The following is a 19463-nucleotide window of genomic DNA, read 5'->3' as shown; positions in this document are numbered from 1 at the left end:
CCCAAGAGAGGGAACCTTATCCTGGTGTTCGTGAACTGGACTGTGGACGTCCCCGTCGACACCCTGCCCGAACTGCCGCCGCTGCCGCCGGAGCTGCGCGCGCGGCTCGACAAGGCGCTGGCCCTGCCCGCCGCGCAGCAGCCGGAGTGGCCCGACCCGGAGGCGACGCGGCGGGTCCGCGGCGTGCTGGAGAGCGTGCCGCCGATCACCGTCCCGGCCGAGATCGACCGGCTCAAGGACCGGCTGGCGATGGTCGCCCGCGGCGAGGCGTTCCTGCTGCAGGGCGGTGACTGCGCGGAGACGTTCGAGTCCAACACCGAGCCGCACATCCGCGCCAACCTGCGCACGCTGCTGCAGATGGCGGTCGTGCTGACCTACGGCGCGAGCCTGCCGGTGGTCAAGGTCGGCCGCATCGCCGGCCAGTACGCGAAGCCGCGGTCGTCGGCGACGGACGCGCTGGGCCTGCCGGTCTACCGCGGTGACATCATCAACTCCCTCGTCGCCAAGCCCGAGCTGCGCGTGCCCGACCCCGGCCGGATGATCCGCGCCTACGCGAACGCGGGCGCGGCGATGAACCTGGTCCGCGCCCTCACCGGCGCCGGCATGGCCGACCTGCACCAGGTGCACGACTGGAACAAGGACTTCGTCACGGCCTCGCCCGCGGCGCAGCGCTTCGAGGCACTGGCCAACGAGATCGACCGCGGCCTGCGGTTCATGTCGGCCTGCGGCGTCACCGACACCTCGCTGCAGTCCACCGAGATCTTCGCCAGCCACGAGGCGCTGCTGCTCGAGTACGAGCGGTCGATGCTGCGGCTCGACAACGCCGACGCGTCGAACCCGAAGCTGTACAACCTGTCGTCGCACTTCCTGTGGATCGGCGAGCGGACCCGCCAGCTCGACGGCGCGCACATCGCGTTCGCCGAGCTGCTGGCCAACCCGATCGGGCTGAAGATCGGCCCGACGACCACGCCCGAGCAGGCGCTGGAGTACGTCGAGCGGCTCGACCCGCGCTTCGAGCCGGGCCGCCTGACGCTCATCTCCCGGATGGGCAACGGCAAGGTCCGCGAGGTCCTGCCGGCCATCGTGGAGAAGGTCGAGGCCTCCGGGCACAAGATCATCTGGCAGTGCGACCCGATGCACGGCAACACGCACGAGTCCTCCACCGGGTACAAGACCCGCCACTTCGACCGCATCGTCGACGAGGTCCAGGGCTTCTTCGAGGTCCACAACCAGCTGGGCACCTACCCGGGCGGCATCCACGTCGAGCTGACGGGCGAGGACGTCACGGAGTGCCTGGGCGGGGCGCAGGAGATCTCGGACATCGACCTGTCGGGCCGCTACGAGACGGCCTGCGACCCGCGCCTGAACACCCAGCAGTCGCTGGAGCTGGCGTTCCTGGTCGCGGAGATGCTCCGCGGTTAGGCTCCGGCCCCGCCGTCGACCGGCACGATCGCGCCGGTCACCATCGACGCGCGGTCGCTGAGCAGCCAGGCGGCCGCCTCGGCGACCTCGCGGGGTTCGGCCATGCGCCCGAGCGGGATCGAAGCCGTGATCCGGTCGACGACCCCGGGTGACGCCGCCTCCCACGCGTCGATCATGTCCGTGGCGGTCCCGCCGGGGGTGAGGCCGTTGACCCGGATGCCCTGCGGGCCCCAGGTCACGGCCGCGGTCTCGGTGAGGCTGTTCAGCGCCCGCTTCATCGCGCCGTAGGCGGGCAGGGCGGGGTTGGCGCGGCGGCTGCCGATGCTGGAGGTGTTCACGATCGCCCCGCCGCCGCTCCGGCGCATGAGCGCGGCCTCGGCGGTCATGGCGATCCAGTGCGCGCGGAAGTTGACCGCGAACTGGACGTCGATGTCGTCCTCGGCGGTCGTCTCGAGCGGGCCGGGCCGCTGGATGGCCGCGCCGTTGTTGAACGCGCCGTCGAGGCGGCCGTGGAGCTGCTCGACGCGGTCGACGGCGGCCCGGATGCTCGCGGGGTCGGCCAGGTCCAGCGCCACGGCGTCGGCGGTGCCGCCCGCTTCGCGGATCTCGCCGGCGATGCGGTCGAGGGCCTCGGTGCCGCGTGCGGCCAGCACGACGGCGGCGCCCTCCCGGGCGAAGAGGCGCGCCGCGGCCGCGCCGATGCCGCGGCTGGCGCCGGTGATGAGCAGGACCTTGCCGGTGAGCAGGCCGATCGAGGGGGAGTCACTGGGGTTCGTCATGACACCGACGGTGCCCCGGGCGGCCACTGGGAGGCAGGCACAAGCCGTACCAGGATCCGGCGCCGGAACGTCCGCATACTGGTGAGGTGGACAAGCAGGAGCTCGGGGCGTTCCTCCGCAGCCGTCGTGAGCGGCTGCGGCCGCAGGACGTCGGCCTGCCCGCCGGGCCGCGCCGGCGGACCCCGGGCCTGCGCCGCGAGGAGGTCGCGGTGCTCGCGCACATCTCCACCGAGTACTACGTCCGCCTCGAGCAGGGCCGGGCGCCGCGCCCGTCGGGCGAGGTGCTGGCCGGGATCGCCGAGGCGCTGCGGCTGACCGACGCCGAAATCGAGCACCTGCACGTCGTGGCGGGCACCGCCCCGATCCGGACCGACGTGCACCGCCGCGACGTGCGGCCCAGCATCCTCGCGCTGCTGCAGCGGCTGCCGCAGACGGCCGCCATGGTCATCTCCGCCACGTTCGAGGTGCTGGCGTGGAACGACCTCGCGGCGGCGCTCATGGAGGACTTCGCCGCGGCCCCGCCCGAGCGGCGCAACCTCGCCCGGAAGGCGTTCCTCGGGCCGGCGTTGTACGGGGTGTCCGACGTCGCGGAGTTCCGGCTCACCGTCGTCATGGAGCTGCGTGCCACCCTGGCCCGCTACCCGGCCGACCCGGCGGTGCGCGGGCTCGTCGAGGAGCTGCGGGAGGGCAGCGCCGACTTCGCCCGGTTGTGGGAGAGGCACGACGTCCGGGCGACGCCGGTGCTCACCAAGACGTTCCGCCACCCGACGGTGGGCGAGGTGACGGTCGACTGCGACTCCCTCGCCCTCCCCGAGCGCGACCAGCACCTGGTGCTCTACACGGCACCGCCCGGCTCCCGCAGCGCGGAGGCCTTGGCGTTCCTGGAAGTGGTCGGGGCCGCGTCCTGAGGAGCGGGTCAGGAGGCGTCGAGCAGGCGCGCCGCGGACTTCAGCACCGCGTCCCGCAGGGAGCCGACGTCCGGGACCGCCTCGCCGTTGACCTGCAGTCCGATGTGGACCGAGTCGCGGTAGGTCGCCACCGCGATGCCGACCGCGTGCCGGGGGGCCAGCGGGACGAACGGGTACACCTCCGCCAGCCGGGCGCCGCCGAGGGACAGCCGCGCCGGGGGCACCGGGACCGTCGTGATCACCAGGTCGAACAGCATCGGCGCGGCCAGGCCCGCCGTACGCGTGCCCAGGCGGTGCAGCAGCGGCGGGACGCGGCCGGCCAGCAGCGGGAGCGCCCCCGCGCCACGGCTCGGGCCCGCCGCCTTGTTGCGGGTCATCGCCCGGCGGACCACCCGCAGCCGCTCGACCGGGTCGTCCTCGCCGACCGGCAGGTCGCACAGGTAGCCCGACAGCTTGTTGCCGCCGAGCTGGTCGGCCGCCCGGCCGCGGACGCTCACCGGGATCAGCGCGCGCAGCGTGCGCCCGTCGGCGCGGTGGCCGCGGTTCACCAGCCATTCGCGCAGCGCGCCGGACAGCACCGCCAGCACGACGTCGTTGGTCGTGCCGCCGTGGGCCTTGCGCACGCGGCGCAGCTCGGACAGCGGCAGCCGGACGAACCCGAGGCGGCGCTCGGCCGACTGCGGCGCCGACACCGGCGACAGCGGCGGCCGCGCGGCCCGCACGAGCGACGACGCGATCCCGGCCGTCTCGTTCGCCTGGCCCCAGACCGTGCCCAGCGCGTCCTTCACCGTGTCCAAAGTGGAGCGCGGCGCCGGGATCGGCGGGGACGACGGCGCGATCCGCTCCGGCAGCTTGACGCCGTCGAGCAGGCCGGCCGCCACGGCGTACGCGCCGGCCCCGTCGGTCAGCGCGTGGTGGAGTTTCAGCAACAGCGCGAACTTCCCGTTCGGAAGTCCCGTGACGAGGGTGAGGTGCCACAGCGGCCGGGACGTGTCGAGCGGCTCGGCGATCCACCGCGACGCGTACGCGGCGAGGGGGTCCGGCTCGTACAGCGAACTGAGTGTCACGTGGTGAATGTGGTTCGCCGCAACAAATTCCGGGTCGTCGGTCCAGCTGGCCGAACCGGGCGGGAACAGCTCCGCGCGGGCGCGCTGGCGCAGCTTCGGCAGCCGGGCGGCGCGCTCGGCCAGCAACGCGGTCAGCGCGGCCGGGTCCACCGGGCCGCGGGCGGCGAAGGTGACCACCGCACCCATGTGCATCGGGGAGGTTTCGCTTTCCAGGCACAGGAAAGCGACGTCGAGCGCGCTGAGCGGTGAGCCTGCCATGGGCGACCTTTCCGGGTTCGCGGGTTGCACGGCCACGTGCGTCGGAAGGGAGGAAACCTCACTGCACCAGCCCGACATGACGGTCGGGTGGTCGAAGTGTTTCCACGACGCTAACTACCCACCCCGTTCATCCATTCGAGACACCCCGGGCGCCGGTGCCCGGGATCACAGATCAAGAAGAACGTTCAGCTTTCCGGCGCAGGCGGGGGTTCTTCCGCCCGGACCACGGCGGGCCCCCATTCGGGGGTGAGCGCCACCTGCTTGCCGACGCGGCGCACCGGCAGGCCGTTCACCTGCCGCTTGCCCAGCCCCGGCCAGATTTCCGCGGCGTCCTTCGCCGCGGCCCGGATCGCGCCGCCGTCGAGCGTCGTGCGCGTCTCGGGGATCTCCCGGTCCGTCCACTGGACGACCAGCTTCAGCGGGCCGGCCGGCGGGAGCGGCCACAGGAACACTTCGTGCTCGACGGCGAAGCGCGTGCCGCCGACGGGGTGCGCCCGCAGCACCGGTTCCTCCGGTTCGGACGCCGACGGCACCGAGACCGTCTCGGAGCTCGCCCGGCTGCCGTCGGCGTAGAGCACGCCGATCAGCAGCCCGTTGTAGTCGGGCTTGCGCCGGTGGTCGATCAGGCCCTCGGCGGGGTCGTCGACCAGGCTGTCCCGGGAGTACACCGTGACACGCAGCGTGAGCGCCTCCGGCCAGACCTCGACCGCCCGCAGCGCCACGACCGTGCGCTCGGACCGGCCCAGCGGCTGCGCCAGCGGCAGCACGGCCGGGACGATGTACTCGCGCGGGGGATCGGTCCAGTGCCGGCCGTTGAACGCGTAGAGCTCCTGTTCCGGGACGGGGAACAGGGGACGCTCGCGGGGACCGCCGGTGAAGAAGCTGCTCATCGGGCGGCCCGCGACACGCTGTCCGGCACCATGCGCCCACGGTAGGACAACCGCCCGGGAATTTCCGCCCCCGAACGGGCGTACGGCCCCTGCCTCCCGTGATCCGGGACACAAAGGCCGTACGCAGCGTGACCCGCTAGTCGCTCAGCTTGAGTTCGCCGTTCGTCCGCGCGGTCTCTTCGAGCTCCTTCTCGGCCGGCTTGCCCATGGCGTCCATCAGCTGCCGGGCCAGGCCGAGACCGGTTCCGCCGAGCGAGAGCGCCTTGGCGAACATGTCCGACATCCCGTCCGCGCCGTTGAGCACGACCATGTGGTCGACGTTGCCGAACGCGCTCGCGCCCGCCTCGACGATCTCCGGCCAGCGCTCGGCCAGCTGCTGGGCGACGACCGCTTCCTGGTTGTCCGCCAGCGCCGCCGCCCGCGCCTTGATCGCGTCCGCCTCGGCGAGACCCTTCGCACGGGCCGCCTCGGCTTCCGCCAGGCCGCGTGCCTTCGCGGCTTCGGCCTCGGCGAGACCGCGGGCCTTGGCCGCGGCCGCCTCGGCTTCACCGGTCGCCCGGGTCGCGCCCGCCGTCGCCTCCGCGCGGGCCTTCGTGGCCTGCGCCTCGGCCTCGGCGGCCGTCTTCACGCGGGTGGCGTCCGCCGCGGCGCGCAGCTCGGTCTCCTTCGCCTCGGCCTGCGCCTTGGCGATCGAGGCGTCACGGGCGGCGTCGGCCGTCGTGCGCGTGTCGTACGCCTTCGCGTCGGCCGGCTTGCGGACCTGCGACTGCAGCCGCTGCTCGGCCAGCGCCGCCTCCAGCTCGGCCGCCCGCGTCTCCTGGACGACGACCTCCTGACGCGCGGTCGCCTCGGCCAGCGGGCCCGACTGCGACGCCTTCGCCCGCGCCTGGTCGACCTCGGCCTGGTAGCCGGCCTGCTGGATCTGGCTCTCGCGGACCGCCGCCGCCTTCTTCGCGGCGGAGACCTGCTCGACCTCGGCGGCCTCCTGGTCGCGTTGCGCTTCGGCGATGCGGGCCGACGCGGCGACCGCGGCGGCGTGCGGCTTGCCCAGGTTCAGGATGTAGCCGGACTCGTCGTCGATCTCCTGGATCTGCAGCGAGTCGACGATCAGCCCCAGCTTGATCATCTCCGTGGCCGAGGACTGGCGCACCTCGCCGGTGAGCGCGTCCCGGTTGTGGATCATCTCCTCGATGGTCAGCCCGCCCACGATCGAGCGCAGGTGCCCGGAGAAGAGCTCGTGGATCGTGTCGTTCATGCCCTTCTGCTGGTCCAGGAACCGGCGGGCGGCGTTGGCGATCGACGCGAAGTCGTCCCCGACCTTGTAGATGACGACCGCCCGGACGGTCACCGGCAGCCCCTGCTTGGTGACGCAGGAGACCTGCAGGTTGACGCCGCGGGTGTCCAGCGAGAGCCGGCGCGCGGTCTGAAAGCCGGGCAGGACGTTCACGCCGCGGCCGGTGATGATCTTGAAGCCGAGGCTGTCCGCGGTGTCCGCGCGGTCGACGCGGACACCGAGCCCGGAGATGATCAGCGCCTCGTTCGGCTCCGCGACCTTGTACAGCAGCCGCAGGATCCCGAAGATCACCACCAGCGCGACGATGAGCCCACCTACCGAATACAGCAGGATTTCCACGAGACTCATGGCACCGACCCCCTCGCTTTTCTGTTGTGGGTGTGTTGGTGCCCCTTCGACGCCGTCAGCGGCTCAACGGTTGCCACCGCTCGACGTAAACCGTCCGCGGGGGTTCGAAGTCGACGACCAGGACCTGCGTCCCGGAGCTGAACGTCTCGTCCGGGTCGGCCGGGTAGGCGTAGAACGCCTCCGTGCCGCCCCGGACGTTCAGCAGGACTTCGCCGATGAGGCCGGGGCCGATCGTGCCGGTCACACGGCCTCGGCTCCCGATCATCCCCCGAAGCCCTTCAGCTTGACCTTGGAGCCCTTCTGCACGAACGTGCCCGGCTGCGGGTCCTGCTGGAAGACGAAGTCGAAGCCGCCACCGCCGCCACCGGGACCGCGGCCCCGGCCGCCGTCGCGGTCGGCCTTCAGCCCGGCCTGCTCGAGGATCTTCTGGGCGTCGTCGAACGAGCGGAACCGGACGTCCGGCACCTGGACGGCGTTGTTGACGAAGACGCCGATCCGCTTCTCCTTGGCCTGGGAGTTCGCCGGCGGGTCGGTCCGCGTGACGGCGCCGCCCGGGACCTCCTGCTTGAACTCCTCGCCCGCCTGGAACGGCTCGAACCCGGCCTGCTGCAGCAGCTGGAACGCCTCGTCCTTGCTCCGGCCGGTGACGTCCGGGACCGGCGGCAGCGGGATCGGGCCCTTCGACACGATGATCGTGACCTGGCCGCCGATGTTCAGCTGGCTGCCCGCGGACGGCTCGGTGCGGATCACCGCGCCCTGCGGCACCTCGGCGTCGTAGTCGTCGGTGCCGCGCACCGGGGTCAGCTGCGCGGTCTTGATCGCCTGCTCGGCGTCGGGCAGCGCGGTGCCGGGCCGCACGTCCGGCACGGTCGGGCGGCCCTTGGACAGCACGACCGACACCGTCGAGTTCGGGGTCAGCGGCGTGCCCTCGGCGGGCTCGGCGCGCAGCACCGTGTTCGACGGCACCGAGTTGTCGTACTCCTGGCTGAACTTCGGGGTCAGCTTCACCGCGCGCAGCGCGTCGCCCGCCGCGGCCTGGTTCAGCCCGACGAGCTTCGGCACGGTCGCGGTCTTGTCGCCGCCGGTGTCGGTGAGCATGAAGATGAACGCCGTGATCAGGCCGCCGAACAGCAGTACGGCGCCGGCGATGACGGCGATCCGCTTCCGGTTGTCGGCCGGCTTCTCCGGCTCCGGCTCGCTCCGGCGCCGCGCCACCGGCGGCCGCACGGGCGGGATCTGCTGGGTGATGCCCGGGGGCGGGGTGCCCGGGTGGCTCAGCGCCCGCGTCGCGTTCGGCCGGTGCACCGGCATGGTCATCTCGCCGCCGGGCACCTGCGGGATCCGCGGCAGCGTGCGCTCGGTGTCGGCGAGGTCGCCCTGGCCGTGCGACACCGGGACCGGGACGGTCACCGGCAGCAGGCCCAGCTGCGCGCGCACCGCCGTCAGCTCGGTCAGGAACTCCCCGGCGTCGGCGGGGCGCAGCTCGGGGTCCCGGCGGGTCGCGCGGGTGATCAGCTCGTCGAGCTCCGGCGGCAGGTCCGGGCGCAGCTCGCTCGGCCGCGGGACGTCGTCGTTCACGTGCCGGTAGGCCACCGAGATCGCGGTGTCGCCGGTGTAGGGCACCTGCCCGGTCAGCATTTCGTAGAGCAGGATGCCGGCCGAGTAGACGTCGCCGCGCGCGGTCGCCGAGCCGGTTTCGACCTGTTCCGGCGACAGGTAGGCGACGGTGCCGAGGATGACGCTCGAGCTCGTCGTGCCCGCGCTCGCCACGGCCCGCACCAGGCCGAAGTCGGCGACCTTCACCGCGCCGCCGGTGTGCGGCCCGGTCCGGCCGATCAGCACGTTCTCCGGCTTGACGTCCCGGTGCACCAGTCCCGACCGGTGCGCGGCGGCCAGCGCCGACAGCACCGGCTCGGCCACGCTCAGCGCCAGCGCGACGTCCAGCGGGCCCTTCTCGTCCAGCAGGTCGCGCAGGGTCCCGCCGTCCACCAGCTCCATCACCAGGAACGCGAGACCGGACTCGGCGCCCTGGGGCAGGTCGAAGCCCTGGTCGTGCACCGCCACCACGTGCGGGTGGTGCAGCTGGGCCGCCGACTGCGCTTCCCGGACGAAGCGGTCCACGAACGACCGGTCGTCGGCGAACCGCGGGTCCATGATCTTGATCGCGACCGGCCGGTCCAGCCGGGTGTCGGTCCCCCGGTAGACGGAAGACATCCCCCCGTGCGCGAGCAGCCGGTCCACCCGGTAGCGCCGCTCGAGGAGCGTGCCGACCAGGCTGGGGTGGGTGCGAGTCACGAGTATGGATCGTACGGAACCGCACACGGTTCGTGGAGGAGACCTCGCGGGTCACCCGTGCGCACTAGCGGGAGTGAGTGCGGAATGTGGCAGAGTGTCACGTGTGAGTGGGATTCCTGTCGCCGACGACGTCCTCGACACCGCCATCGCGGTTCTTCCGCTGGCGGAGGTGGCGAACGTCCTCGGGACCTCCGCCAACAAGGTCCGCCAGATGCTGCGCGACGGGCAGCTGATCGCCCTCAAGCGCGACGGCGACCTGTGCGTGCCCAGCGACTTCTTCGTCAAGGACGGGGTCGTCAAGGGCCTGGCCGGCACGATCACGGTGCTCGCCGACTCCGGGTTCTCGCGGACCGAGATGCTGCGCTGGCTCTTCACGGCCGACGAGACCCTGCCCGGCAGCACCCCGATCAACGCCCTGCGCACCAGCCACGGCACCGAGGTCAAGCGGCGCGCGCAGGCGATGGCTTTCTGACCTGCGCAGATACGTCGCAGCGGCGCTGAGGTGCACGGCCGCGGCGGCGCACAGGCACGCCGGCAGCGACCACGCCGCGAGCGGGCCGGCCAGCGCCGCTCCCGCCGCCAGGCCGGTGATCTTCACGCTCGCCGCCGTCGTGAACACCTGAGCCCGCACGTGCTCCGGTGCCTCGCGGTGGCGGATCGCGAACAAGGCCGTGAGCTGCGGTCCTTCGGCGATCCCGGCCAGCGCGGCGGCGGCGACCAGCAGCGTGACGCCGTGGCCGGCGGCCGCCAGCGCGGCGCTCGCGGCCAGGACCAGGGTGCTCAGCCAGACGGTCCGCTCCGGCGGCAGCGGTCTCCGGGTGAGAACCGCGTTGGCGAGCAGGGACGTGACCGCGAGGACGGTCAGCAGGAGGGCGCCGTCCTCTGGGCCGCGTAGGTGAGCCGCGCCCAGCAGGGGATAACAGACGGTGACCATGCCGATGCCCGCGCAGGAGATCGTCGACGCCGTCGTCGCGCGCCTGAGCGGGACGTTGCGGACGAGGACCGTGAAGCCGTCGCGCAGGCGGGTCCCGGCCGCGCGCCGCTTCTCGGGGAGGCGCCAGGCGATCGGCGTGGCCGCCGCGACCAGGCCGACGGCCAGCCCGAGACCGAGGGGGCCGCCGAGGAGCCCGGCGAGCCCGGGACCGGCGAGCGCGGCGGCGGTGAAGGTCAGGGCGTCGAGGCGGCTGGCTCTCTCGAGCCGCGGTCGGGCGACAGCGGGCAGCTGAGCCGTCCACCCGCCGGCGATGGCCGGGTTGAGCAGGCCGGTCACGACCGCGACGGCGACCACGCCGGCCAGGGGCAGGTGCCCGAAGACCGTGGCGATGACCGCGAGCCCGCCGGCGTACCCGGCGAGGGCGCCGGCGAGCAGCCGTCCGGGCGCGGGACTGCGGTCGAGGAAGGCGCCGAAGACGGGCCCGCCCACGGCGGCGGCCGCGGTCAGCCCGGCGAGCAGCGCCGACCCGGCGTGCGGGCCCGCGGTCAGCCCGAGCAGCAGCAGGGCGGGCCCGGACAGCTCGTCGCCGGTCCGCGCGAGCGTCGCCCCGGCCAGGTAACGCCTCAACATGGGCAAGACGTTACAGTGGGGTATGGCCTTTCCGCACCGGGATTCCGTGCAGCGCGCGGTCGAGTTGCTGGGCGTGCTGCTGGTGCCCGACCCCGCTCCGCGGGCCGTGGCTCGCGTTCTGCACGCGCACGGCGAACCGGACGTTTCCCTGTCGGCCGCGGACGTGCTGGAGTTGCGGGCTGCCGCGCGCGAACTGCGCGAGGTGTTCGCGGCCCCGGACGTGACCACGGCGGCCGCGGTGCTCAACGCGTTGTTCGCGAAGTACGCGGGCCCACCGCGCCTGACGGACCACGAAGAGGGCTACGGCTGGCACTTGCACGTGGACGCGGCCGACGACGGGCCGTGGGGAGCGTGGCTGGTGACGTCGTCGGCGCTGGGGCTGGCGTCACTGCTGGCCGAGCGCCAGGACGTGCCGGGCGGGTTGTGCGCGTCCGCGTCGTGCGGGAAACCGTTCGCCCACACCGGCGGCGGGAGCCCGCGGAGGTACTGCTCAACCCGGTGCGCGACACGGGAAAGGGTCGCCGCGCACCGGGCACGAGCGTGATCAGCCGTTCGTCTTGTCCCGCCAGGCGATCCACTTCTCGAGCGCGCCCAGGTCGTAGTCCGGGCCGCCCACGCCGACCGTGAACGTCGTGACGCCCAGGCCCAGCAGCTTCGGGCCCAGCTCGTCCGGCTCGCCCTGCACGCCGCACGAGCGCTCGATCTCGCCCGGGTCGCGGCCGACGTCCGCGCAGTGCTGGTCGAGGATCTTCACCTTGCGCTCGACGACCTCCGGGTCGCCGAAGCCGTGCCAGATGTCGCCGTGCTTGGCCACCAGCTTGAGCGTCTTCTTCTCGCCGCCGCCGCCGATCAGGACCGGGATCTTGCGCGTCGGCGCCGGGTTCAGCTTGCCCAGCCGCGACTCGATGCGCGGGAGCGACTCCGCCAGGTCGTCGAGGCGGCCGCCGGCCGTGCCGAACTCGTAGCCGTACTCGTCGTAGTCCTTCTCGAACCAGCCCGAACCGATGCCGAGGATGAGCCGGCCGCCGGAGATGTGGTCCACGGTCCGCGCCATGTCCGCCAGCAGCTCGGGGTTGCGGTAGCTGTTGCAGGTCACCAGCGCGCCGATCTCCACGCGGGACGTCGACTCGGCCCACGCGCCCAGCATCGTCCAGCACTCGAAGTGCAGGCCGTCGGGATCGCCGTACAGCGGGTAGAAGTGGTCCCAGTTGAAGACGATGTCGGCGCCGAGGTCCTCGGCCGCCGAGGCGGTGCGCCGGATGGTGTCGTAGTCGGCGTGCTGCGGCTGGAGCTGCAGGCCGATCCGGATGCGTCGTTCGGTCATGATCGCAGCCTACGACCGCCTTGGAACGTCCCGCGCGCCCAGACCACGGCCAACGGGGGTAGTGCGACTACCAGCCTCCGTGACTTCGGGACCACCGCCCGCCGGGTGAGGATGTCGTAGTGCGGGAGCAGCTGCGAAACCCCCGCTTCGGCCCGCCGGTACGCCGCCCGCGTCCGCGCGACGAGTTCCGACGTCGGCAGGTAAAGCCGGCCGCGGTCGAGCCGTACGTGTGCTCGCTCAGCTCAGCGAACGTCCGGTACTTGACCGGCGAAAGGTCCATTCGCAGGGACTTCAGGAACGCGTCGAACGCTTCCGCCCGATGCCGTAGCGCCGCACGGTGTCGGGCAGGGCCGTGAGCACCAGGTCGCCGACCCGGTCGAGGGACGCCGCCGGATCGCTGCCCGGTTCGGGGTTGCCGACCAGCTCGTCGGCCATCCGCGCGAAGGCCCGCGCCGGCAGCAGCCGGGTGGCCAGGAAGAACGTGCGACCGTGGTGGGCGTTGATGCGGCGGCACTCCGTGTACGCGGCCCGCAGGTCCGGCGAGAGGATGCCCGCCGCGTCGAGTTCGTTCACCGGCCGGTGATCCGTTCCGCCGCCAGCCGTCCGGAAATGAGCACGGGCGGGATGCCGACGCCGGGCGTGGTGCCGCAGCCGGCCAGCACGACGTTGCCCGCCGCGCGCACCAGGTTCGCCGGCCGGAACGGGCCGGTCTGCGCGAACGTGTGCGCCAGCGAGAACGGCGTCCCGGCGGCGAGCCCGCGCGCCGCCCAGTCCGCCGGGGTGATCGTCTCGTCGACGGTGAACTCGTCGCCGAACCCGGTCAGGCCACGCGCTTCGAGCGTGCGGAAGAGCTCTTCGCGGTACGGCTCGCGGACGCGGTCCCAGTCGATCGGCCCGCCGCGCAGGTTCGGCGCGGGCGCGAGCACCGAGACGATCTCGCCACCGCGGCCGGCCAGCCCGGGGTCGGTCGCCGTCGGCCGCGTGACCAGCAGCGACGGGTCGCTCATCAGCTTGCCCTCACGGATGATCTCGGCGAACGTCCGCTCCCAGGCGTCGCCGAAGAAGATCGTGTGGTGCCCGAGGTCCCACTTCTCGGTGGTCCGCCCGTGCAGGACGACGGCCGACGGCGAGTAGCGCAGCGGCACGAGCCGCTTGGGCCGCGCGCCGAGGAGCCGGTAGGCCGCCGTCAGCTCGGTGGCCAGCACGACGGCGTCGCACGCGATCCGCTCGCCCGAGCGCGTCCGGACCGCCCGCACCCGCGAATTCACCCGTTCGAGCCAGGCGGCTTCGGTGCCGAACCGGACGTCGGCGCCCGCCCGCGCGGCCGCGCCGGTCATCGCCCGGCCGATCTCGCCCATGCCGCCTTCGGGGTAGTAGACGCCGCCGACGGTGTCCATGTACGAGATGACGCCGTACGCGCCGATCGCGCTCGCCGGGTCGAGGCCGGCGTAGAGGGCCTGGAAGGTGAACAGCCGCCGGACGCGCTCGTCGAGCAGGTACCGGCCGACGCGCGGGCCGAGCCTGCCGAACCCGCCCAGCGCCGCGAGCTTCGCCAGCGCGGGGTGCGCCAGGTCGGCGGGCGAGTCGAAGTTCGTCCCGATGAACCGGTCCTTCTGCACGGCGTACAGCTCGCTCAGCCAGCGCCGCAGCGCCCGGTAGCCCACCGCTTCGCGGGCACCGGCGAACTCGCGGATCTCGGCTTCCATGGCGTCGCCGTCGGTGTGCAGCGCCAGCGAGCTGCCGTCGGCGAACCGCGCCCGGTACGCCGGGTCCAGCCGGGTCAGCCGCAGGTTCTTCGCCAGGGGCTCGCCGACGGCGGCGAACGCCTCTTCCAGCAGCTCCGGCATGGTCAGCACGCTCGCGCCGGTGTCCACGGCGTTGCCGCCGAAGTTCTCCTGCCCGGCGCGCCCGCCCGGGGTGTCCGCCTGTTCGAGCAGCGTCACGCGCCGGCCGGCGCCGAGCAGGTGCAGGGTCGCCGAAAGGCCGGCGAGCCCGGCGCCGATCACGACGACGTGGTCGGCCGGGCCGTCGATCGTCCGCACGTCAGTACGTCCGCTGGGTGGCCTTGACGACCAGACCGGTCAGCGCTTCGGGCGCGGGCCCGGCCAGGTGCGCGCGGTCCAGCGCGGCCAGCGCCGCCGTCGTCAGCTCGTCGATCCGCCGCTCGACCGCGTCGACCGCGCCGACCTGCCGCAACGCCATCCGCACGGTCTCGACGCCCTCGTCGGAGAGGTCCGCGTCGCCGATCGCGTCCGCGATCACGGTGGCCGCGGCCGTCTCGCCCTTCTCGGCGGCGAGCTGCAGGCCGAGCGCGACCAGCAGCGTGCGCTTGCCCTCGCGCAGGTCGTCACCGGCGGGCTTACCGGTGACCGACGGGTCGCCGAACACGCCCAGCAGATCGTCGCGCAGCTGGAACGCCACGCCGACCTCGCCGCCGAACTCCAGCAGCGTGGCGATCAGCTCGTCGGACGCCCCGCCGAGCGCGGCGCCCAGGTGCAGCGGCCGCTGGACGGTGTAGGCGGCGGTCTTCAGCCGGTCGATCTTCAGCGCGGCCTCGACGGAAGCGTCGCCGGTGGCCTGCGTGCGGACGTCGAGGTACTGGCCGGCGAGGACCTCGGTGCGCATCGCGCGCCAGGCCGGGCGCGCGGCGGCGAGCGTCTCCGCGGGCAGCGGGGCCTCGGCGAACATGTCGTCCGCCCAGGCCAGGGCCAGGTCGCCGACGAGCACCGCGGTGGCCAGGCCGAACGTCGCGGGGGAGCCGAGCCAGCCTCGGTCGGCGTGCAGCTTCGCGCCCGCGATGTGCACGGTCGGGAAGCCGCGGCGCGAGTCGGAGGAGTCGATGAGGTCGTCGTGGATCAGCGCGCACGCCTGGATCAGCTCCAGGCTGGCCACCGCCTGCAGCACACCTTCGGCGTCCGGGCCCGCCGGGTCGCCGCCCGCGCCGCGCCAGCCCCACCAGGCGAAGGTCGGGCGCAGCCGCTTGCCGCCGTTCAGCACGAACCCGCGCAGCGCGTCGATCCCGGCGGCCACGGTCGGCTCGGTGTCCAGGATCGCGGTGCCCGCCGTGTCGAGGAACCCGGCCAGCGCGCGCTCGACGTGGACGGGCAGATTGGCGTCGGAGACGGGCGCGTTCATCCCGCCATCCTCGCCGAACCCGCGGGGGTGCGGGGCGCCGGGGCACCCGGATGTGGCGAATCAGACTCCGGCCGTGGCCGGGGCCCAGAACGGCCCGGTCAGGCCCGCCTCGGCGAAGTAGGCGACCGCGCTGTCCGGCTCGCGCCGCCGGTAACCGCGCTCGAGCCGGCCCGCGTACCAGCCGCGGGCGAGCCGCCAGAGCGTGACGAGGTCCATCACGTACCCCTTTTCGCCCCCGGTCGCCGCGAGCCAGGCGTCCACACAGGACTCGCAGCAGAACAGCCGCTGGTTCCCGCAGGTGTGCAGCACGTCGTCCCACATCCGGGCGGCGGGCACGAGGAAGTGCGCCACCTGCGCGCCCTCCGGCGGTTCCGCCCGGTTCACGACCAGGGCGTGCGGCTGGCCGCAGCCCGGGCAGCGGGTCGCGACGAGCACCTCCGGCTCGTCGTCGACCAGGTGGGGGATGGCGAAGGAGTCCCAGGCACAGCCGCCCCACCAGAGCGTGTGCGAGCCCATCACGGAAAAACCGAGCGACTTGGCCGCGAAGGGGTGGGCCAGCACCACGTGCTCGCACTCGTCGAGAACCAGGTGGTGGGCGTCGGCGAGGCGGTGCAGCGCCTGCTTGGCGACGGCGAGGGACCCGCCCGCGGCGTCGGCCAGCTCCGGCCCGGTCGGCGCGCGGCCGCGGTCGGCGAAGGCGTGGTAAACGGCCAGGCGCACGTCTTCGTCCCAGCTCGCGTCGTCGTACCTCATCGCTCACTCCTGTATCGAGTCTAGAGCGGAGACCCTTAACATTCGAGGTATGACGTCGGTGATCGAGCGGTTGCGAGGAGACGGGCCGAAGTTCTCCATCGAGTTCTTCCCACCCCGGGACGCGGCGGACGAGGCCGTCCTGTGGAAGGCGATCCGGGAGCTCGAGCCCTACGACCCGGCCTACATGTCGATCACCTACGGCGCCGGCGGCTCCAGCCGCGACGGCACGGTCCGCAGCATCGCCCGCGTCGCGACCGAGACGACGCTGGTGCCGATGGCGCACCTGACCGCGGTCAACCACTCCGTCGCCGAGCTGCGGAACGTGATCGGCTGGTACGCCTCGGTCGGTGTCCGCAACATCCTCGCGCTGCGCGGCGACCCGCCCGGCGACGTCTACGGCGAGTGGATCCCGCACCCCGAGGGCCTCACCTACGCCGAAGAGCTGGTCCAACTGGTCCGTGAGCTGGGTGACTTCTGCGTCGGCGTCTCGGCGTACACCTACGGCCACCCGCGCTCGTCCGACCTGGAGTCGGACACGAAGTACCTGGTCCGCAAGCTGCGCGCGGGCGCGGACTTCGCGATCGCGCAGCTGTTCCACGACCCCGAGGACTTCCTGCGGCTGCGCGACCGGGTCGCCGCGACCGGCTGCGACGTTCCGGTGCTGCCGGGCGTCATGCCGCTGACGACCATGCGGACCCTGCAGACGACGATCAAGCTGTCCGGCGCGCCGGCCCCCCGCAAGGTCCTCGACCGGCTCGAACCGCTGGCCGACGACCCCAAGGCGTTCCGCGCGGCGGGCATCGACGTCACCACCGAGCTGTGCGAGAAGCTGATCGCCGAAGGCGTGCCGAACCTGCACTTCTACACGTTCAACCGGTCGAAGGCGACGCGCGAGGTGATCGCGCGGCTGGGGCTCGTCCCGGCCCGTGCTTAAGTACGTACCACCGGCCGGTCGTGGGCCGGTAGCGTGCGCCGCATGGCTTCTACTGCTTCCGACGGCGTGCACGGCATCTGTGACCGCTACGTCGACGACTACGCGGCCGCGGACCCGGTCGCCGCGACCGCTTACGGCGTCACGGGGTACGACGACCGGCTGACCGACTACTCGGCGGACGGGTTCGCCGAGCGCGCCGGGCTGGCCGCGCGGGCGCACGCCGCCGTCACCGCCGCCGAGCCGCGCGACGCCGCCGAGCGCGCCGCCAAGGCCGTGTTCACCGAGCGCGTCGGCCTGGAGCTGGAGATCCACGAGGCCGGCCTCGACGTCGCGAGCTTGAACGTCATCTCCAGCCCGGTGCAGGAGCTGCGGATGGCGTTCGACCTGATGCCCCTGGAAACCGAGCAGGACTGGTCGGTCGTGTCGGCGCGCCTCGGCGAGGTCCCGCACGCGCTGGCGAACGTCCGCAGCGGCCTGCTCACGGCGGCCGACGCGGGGCACGTCGCGGCGCTGCGCCAGGTCGGCAAGGTCGCGGAGCAGTGCGAGACCTGGGCCGGCCTGAAGGACGAGACGGGCTTCTTCACCCGGCTGGTCGAGGGCGCGTCTTCGCCGTCGCTCGCGGCGGATCTCGCGCACGGCGCGCGGGCGGCCGAGGAGGCGTTCGCGGAGTTCGCCGGGTTCCTGCGCGCCGAGCTGGCCCCGAAGGCCCCGGTGAAGGACGCGGTCGGCGAGGACGTCTACCGCCTGTGGTCGCGCTACTTCGTCGGTGCGGCGCTGGACCTGCGCGAAGCGTACGAGTGGGGCTGGGCGGAGTTCGCGCGCATCGAGTCCGAGATGCGCGCGGTCGCGAACCGCATCAAACCGGGCGCGTCCCTGGCGGAAGCCGCGGCGGTTCTCGACGCCGACCCGCGCTACCGCGTCCGCGGCCGCGCCGAGTTCGAAGCGTGGATGCAGCACCTGTCGGACGAGGCGCTGAAGTCGTTGCGCGGCAAGCACTTCGACATCTCCGACCGCGTGATGGCCCTGGAGTGCAAGATCGCCCCGCCGGGCGGCGGCGTCGGCGCGTACTACACGGGCCCGAGCGAGGACTTCGGCCGCCCGGGCCGCATGTGGTGGTCCCTGCCGTCGGGCCGCGACGAGTTCTCGACGTGGCGAGAGACGAGCACCGTTTACCACGAGGGAGCCCCGGGTCACCACCTGCAGATCGCGACGGCGGTGGACCAGTCCGAGGGGCTGAACAAGTACCAGCGCCTGATGGCGTTCACCTCGGGCCACGCGGAGGGCTGGGCGCTGTACGCGGAGCGCCTGATGGAGGAGCTGGGCTACCTGGCCGACGACGGCGACCTGCTGGGGATGCTGTCGGAGCAGCTGTTCCGTGCGGCCCGGGTCGTGGTGGACCTGGGGATGCACCTCGAGCTGGTCATCCCCGCCGGCACCGGCTTCCACGAAGGGTCCCGGTGGACCCCGGAGCTGGGGCTGGAGTTCATGCTGACCCGCACGATCACGGACCAGGCGCACGTCCGCGACGAGATCGACCGGTACCTGGGGTGGCCGGGCCAGGCACCGGCGTACAAGATCGGCGAGCGCTTGTGGCTGGCCGCCCGGGCCGACGCGCAGGCCCGGGCGGGCGCGGAGTTCGACATCAAGCGGTTCCACACGGAGGCGCTGCGCATGGGCGGGATGGGCCTGGACACGCTGCGGGAGCAGCTGGCCCAGCTGGACTGAGGTGTGCGCGGGGGCCCGCCGACCACGGGCGGCCCCCGCCCTTCGGCGTCTTCTAGCGGTCATTGCCACACTGCTGCTGGTGGGTGGTGTTGAGTGACTGTGTCATGCGTTGGGCTGGCCCGGTCGAGGGTCGTTCTGGGGCGGTGTTTGAGTTCGGTGGCGACGGCATCGAGGTGCGCGGCGGTGTGCATCGAGAGGTCGGTGCCGTGGGGAAGTGCTGGCGCAGCGGGCCGTTGGTGTTCTCGTTCGAGCGGCGTTGCCAGGGTGGCGTGCGGGTCGCAGAAGCAGACCGGCATGTCCGTGGCCGCGGTGAACCGGCCGTGCAGGTGCCTCTCGCTGCGCTGGCAATGCGGCGATCTTCGCGATGAGGGCGTCACGAACCAGGGTCGGGGCATAGCCGCCGGGCAGGGGCAGCAGCACGACGTAGCGGGTAGTGCGTTCGACCAGTGTGGCGATCGCGCGGCGGTCGTGAGCGCCCATGATCAGATCGCCTTCCCCGTGCCCGGCACCGCCCGATCAGCGGCCTCGGCCGGCCGGTCGCTGATCATCACCATCGGGGTGGCCATCCGCGGCCGTCGCCGATCCGGGCGGATATACGCCATTCGGTTGCTGGTTGCGGTCCAGTCCCCGGCTGATTGTCGACACCGGGCGGCCCAGCTCCGCAGCGATCGCCCGCAGCGAAACCCCGGGCTCTCGGACCCGATCAGCGATCCGGCCCCGCTCATCCAAGCTCGACAATCGCGAGGACACCCCCACCGACGGCGGAG

19 protein-coding genes and 2 pseudogenes are annotated in these 19463 nt (G+C 73.0%); 8 read left to right on the top strand and 13 right to left on the bottom strand.

All coding sequences use genetic code 11. From position 1 onward, the window contains the following. The first annotated feature begins 30 nt into the window (after positions 1–30). Positions 31–1422 carry a class II 3-deoxy-7-phosphoheptulonate synthase gene (locus ACWEVP_RS22930; protein ID WP_452064594.1) on the top strand — a complete coding sequence of 464 codons (1392 nt, stop codon included), beginning with the start codon at positions 31–33 and terminating at the stop codon, positions 1420–1422. Here ACWEVP_RS22930 and ACWEVP_RS22925 read toward each other — a convergent pair. Further along, entirely contained in the window at positions 1419–2201 is a 783-nt protein-coding gene (locus tag ACWEVP_RS22925) for an SDR family NAD(P)-dependent oxidoreductase (RefSeq protein WP_452064593.1), read from the bottom strand. The two genes, ACWEVP_RS22930 and ACWEVP_RS22925, sit on opposite strands and share 4 nt — an antisense overlap. Before the next feature lie 86 nt (positions 2202–2287). On the opposite strand from ACWEVP_RS22925, the gene ACWEVP_RS22920 reads away from it, so the two are divergent. Further along, the gene (locus ACWEVP_RS22920) at positions 2288–3109 is read left to right on the top strand and encodes a helix-turn-helix transcriptional regulator (protein WP_452064592.1); all 822 of its coding nucleotides are present in this window, start codon (positions 2288–2290) and stop codon (positions 3107–3109) included. Between the two features lie 8 nt (positions 3110–3117). On the opposite strand, the gene ACWEVP_RS22915 is transcribed toward ACWEVP_RS22920, so the two are convergent. The 5 genes from ACWEVP_RS22915 to pknB form a co-directional block, all read right to left on the bottom strand. Beyond that, positions 3118–4434, bottom strand: coding sequence for a wax ester/triacylglycerol synthase family O-acyltransferase (locus tag ACWEVP_RS22915; RefSeq protein ID WP_452064591.1), 1317 nt, complete (start codon positions 4432–4434; stop codon positions 3118–3120). 185 nt (positions 4435–4619) lie between these two features. Beyond that, the gene (locus ACWEVP_RS22910) at positions 4620–5324 is read right to left on the bottom strand and encodes a hypothetical protein (RefSeq protein WP_452064590.1); all 705 of its coding nucleotides are present in this window, start codon (positions 5322–5324) and stop codon (positions 4620–4622) included. Between the two features lie 136 nt (positions 5325–5460). Then, entirely contained in the window at positions 5461–6966 is a 1506-nt protein-coding gene (locus tag ACWEVP_RS22905) for an SPFH domain-containing protein (protein ID WP_452064589.1), read from the bottom strand. Between the two features lie 55 nt (positions 6967–7021). Continuing rightward, positions 7022–7210 (bottom strand): hypothetical protein, encoded by a 189-nt coding sequence (locus ACWEVP_RS22900; RefSeq protein WP_452064588.1) that lies wholly within the window; start codon positions 7208–7210, stop codon positions 7022–7024. A 17-nt stretch (positions 7211–7227) separates the two neighbouring features. Further along, positions 7228–9261 (bottom strand): Stk1 family PASTA domain-containing Ser/Thr kinase, encoded by a 2034-nt coding sequence (gene pknB, locus ACWEVP_RS22895; RefSeq protein ID WP_452064587.1) that lies wholly within the window; start codon positions 9259–9261, stop codon positions 7228–7230. A gap of 103 nt (positions 9262–9364) precedes the next feature. Here pknB and ACWEVP_RS22890 point away from each other — a divergent pair, with 103 nt between their 5' ends. The 4 genes from ACWEVP_RS22890 to ACWEVP_RS22875 all read left to right on the top strand — a co-directional run bounded on the left by ACWEVP_RS22890 (position 9365) and on the right by ACWEVP_RS22875 (position 11369). Beyond that, the gene (locus ACWEVP_RS22890; protein ID WP_364447219.1) at positions 9365–9733 is read left to right on the top strand and encodes an Rv2175c family DNA-binding protein; all 369 of its coding nucleotides are present in this window, start codon (positions 9365–9367) and stop codon (positions 9731–9733) included. Between the two features lie 177 nt (positions 9734–9910). Continuing rightward, on the top strand, positions 9911–10156 hold the full coding sequence (locus ACWEVP_RS22885; RefSeq protein ID WP_452064586.1) for a hypothetical protein: 246 nt from the start codon (positions 9911–9913) through the stop codon (positions 10154–10156). Positions 10157–10514: 358 nt separating this feature from the next. Further along, positions 10515–10814, top strand: a complete 300-nt coding sequence (locus tag ACWEVP_RS22880) for a hypothetical protein (protein ID WP_452064585.1) — start codon at positions 10515–10517, stop codon at positions 10812–10814. A gap of 33 nt (positions 10815–10847) precedes the next feature. Further along, a complete protein-coding gene (locus ACWEVP_RS22875) occupies positions 10848–11369 on the top strand; it encodes a CGNR zinc finger domain-containing protein (protein WP_452064584.1) in 522 nt (173 codons plus the stop codon). Here ACWEVP_RS22875 and ACWEVP_RS22870 read toward each other — a convergent pair whose 3' ends face one another. From ACWEVP_RS22870 to merB, 5 genes and pseudogenes are all read right to left on the bottom strand, one after another. Next, positions 11370–12149, bottom strand: coding sequence for an LLM class F420-dependent oxidoreductase (locus tag ACWEVP_RS22870; RefSeq protein WP_452064583.1), 780 nt, complete (start codon positions 12147–12149; stop codon positions 11370–11372). Next, positions 12146–12722, bottom strand: a pseudogene (locus ACWEVP_RS22865) (phytoene/squalene synthase family protein). The gene ACWEVP_RS22870 and the pseudogene ACWEVP_RS22865 overlap by 4 nt, the downstream one beginning before the upstream one ends. After that, entirely contained in the window at positions 12719–14191 is a 1473-nt protein-coding gene (crtI, locus tag ACWEVP_RS22860) for a phytoene desaturase family protein (protein ID WP_452064582.1), read from the bottom strand. The pseudogene ACWEVP_RS22865 and the gene crtI overlap by 4 nt, the downstream one beginning before the upstream one ends. A gap of 1 nt (position 14192) precedes the next feature. After that, positions 14193–15284: a polyprenyl synthetase family protein gene (locus ACWEVP_RS22855; RefSeq protein ID WP_452064581.1), complete on the bottom strand. Its 1092-nt coding sequence runs from the start codon at positions 15282–15284 to the stop codon at positions 14193–14195. Between the two features lie 60 nt (positions 15285–15344). Further along, a complete protein-coding gene (merB, locus tag ACWEVP_RS22850; protein WP_452064580.1) occupies positions 15345–16037 on the bottom strand; it encodes an organomercurial lyase in 693 nt (230 codons plus the stop codon). A 49-nt stretch (positions 16038–16086) separates the two neighbouring features. On the opposite strand from merB, the gene ACWEVP_RS22845 reads away from it, so the two are divergent. Beyond that, on the top strand, positions 16087–16971 hold the full coding sequence (locus tag ACWEVP_RS22845) for a methylenetetrahydrofolate reductase (protein ID WP_372668704.1): 885 nt from the start codon (positions 16087–16089) through the stop codon (positions 16969–16971). Between the two features lie 42 nt (positions 16972–17013). Then, the gene (locus ACWEVP_RS22840) at positions 17014–18696 is read left to right on the top strand and encodes a DUF885 domain-containing protein (RefSeq protein WP_452064579.1); all 1683 of its coding nucleotides are present in this window, start codon (positions 17014–17016) and stop codon (positions 18694–18696) included. A 59-nt stretch (positions 18697–18755) separates the two neighbouring features. On the opposite strand, the pseudogene ACWEVP_RS22835 reads toward ACWEVP_RS22840, so the two are convergent. Then, positions 18756–19277 (bottom strand): annotated as a pseudogene (locus tag ACWEVP_RS22835) (IS30 family transposase); the annotation flags it as partial. Then, positions 19213–19446, bottom strand: coding sequence for a helix-turn-helix domain-containing protein (locus ACWEVP_RS22830; protein ID WP_452064690.1), 234 nt, complete (start codon positions 19444–19446; stop codon positions 19213–19215). The gene ACWEVP_RS22830 and the pseudogene ACWEVP_RS22835, both read right to left, overlap by 65 nt. Between the last annotated feature and the right edge of the window lie 17 nt (positions 19447–19463).

The sequence above is a fragment of the Amycolatopsis sp. NPDC003865 genome (assembly GCF_053605345.1).
Note: the sequence above shows the minus strand (reverse complement) of the source record. Positions and strands in the feature narration are given on the sequence as shown.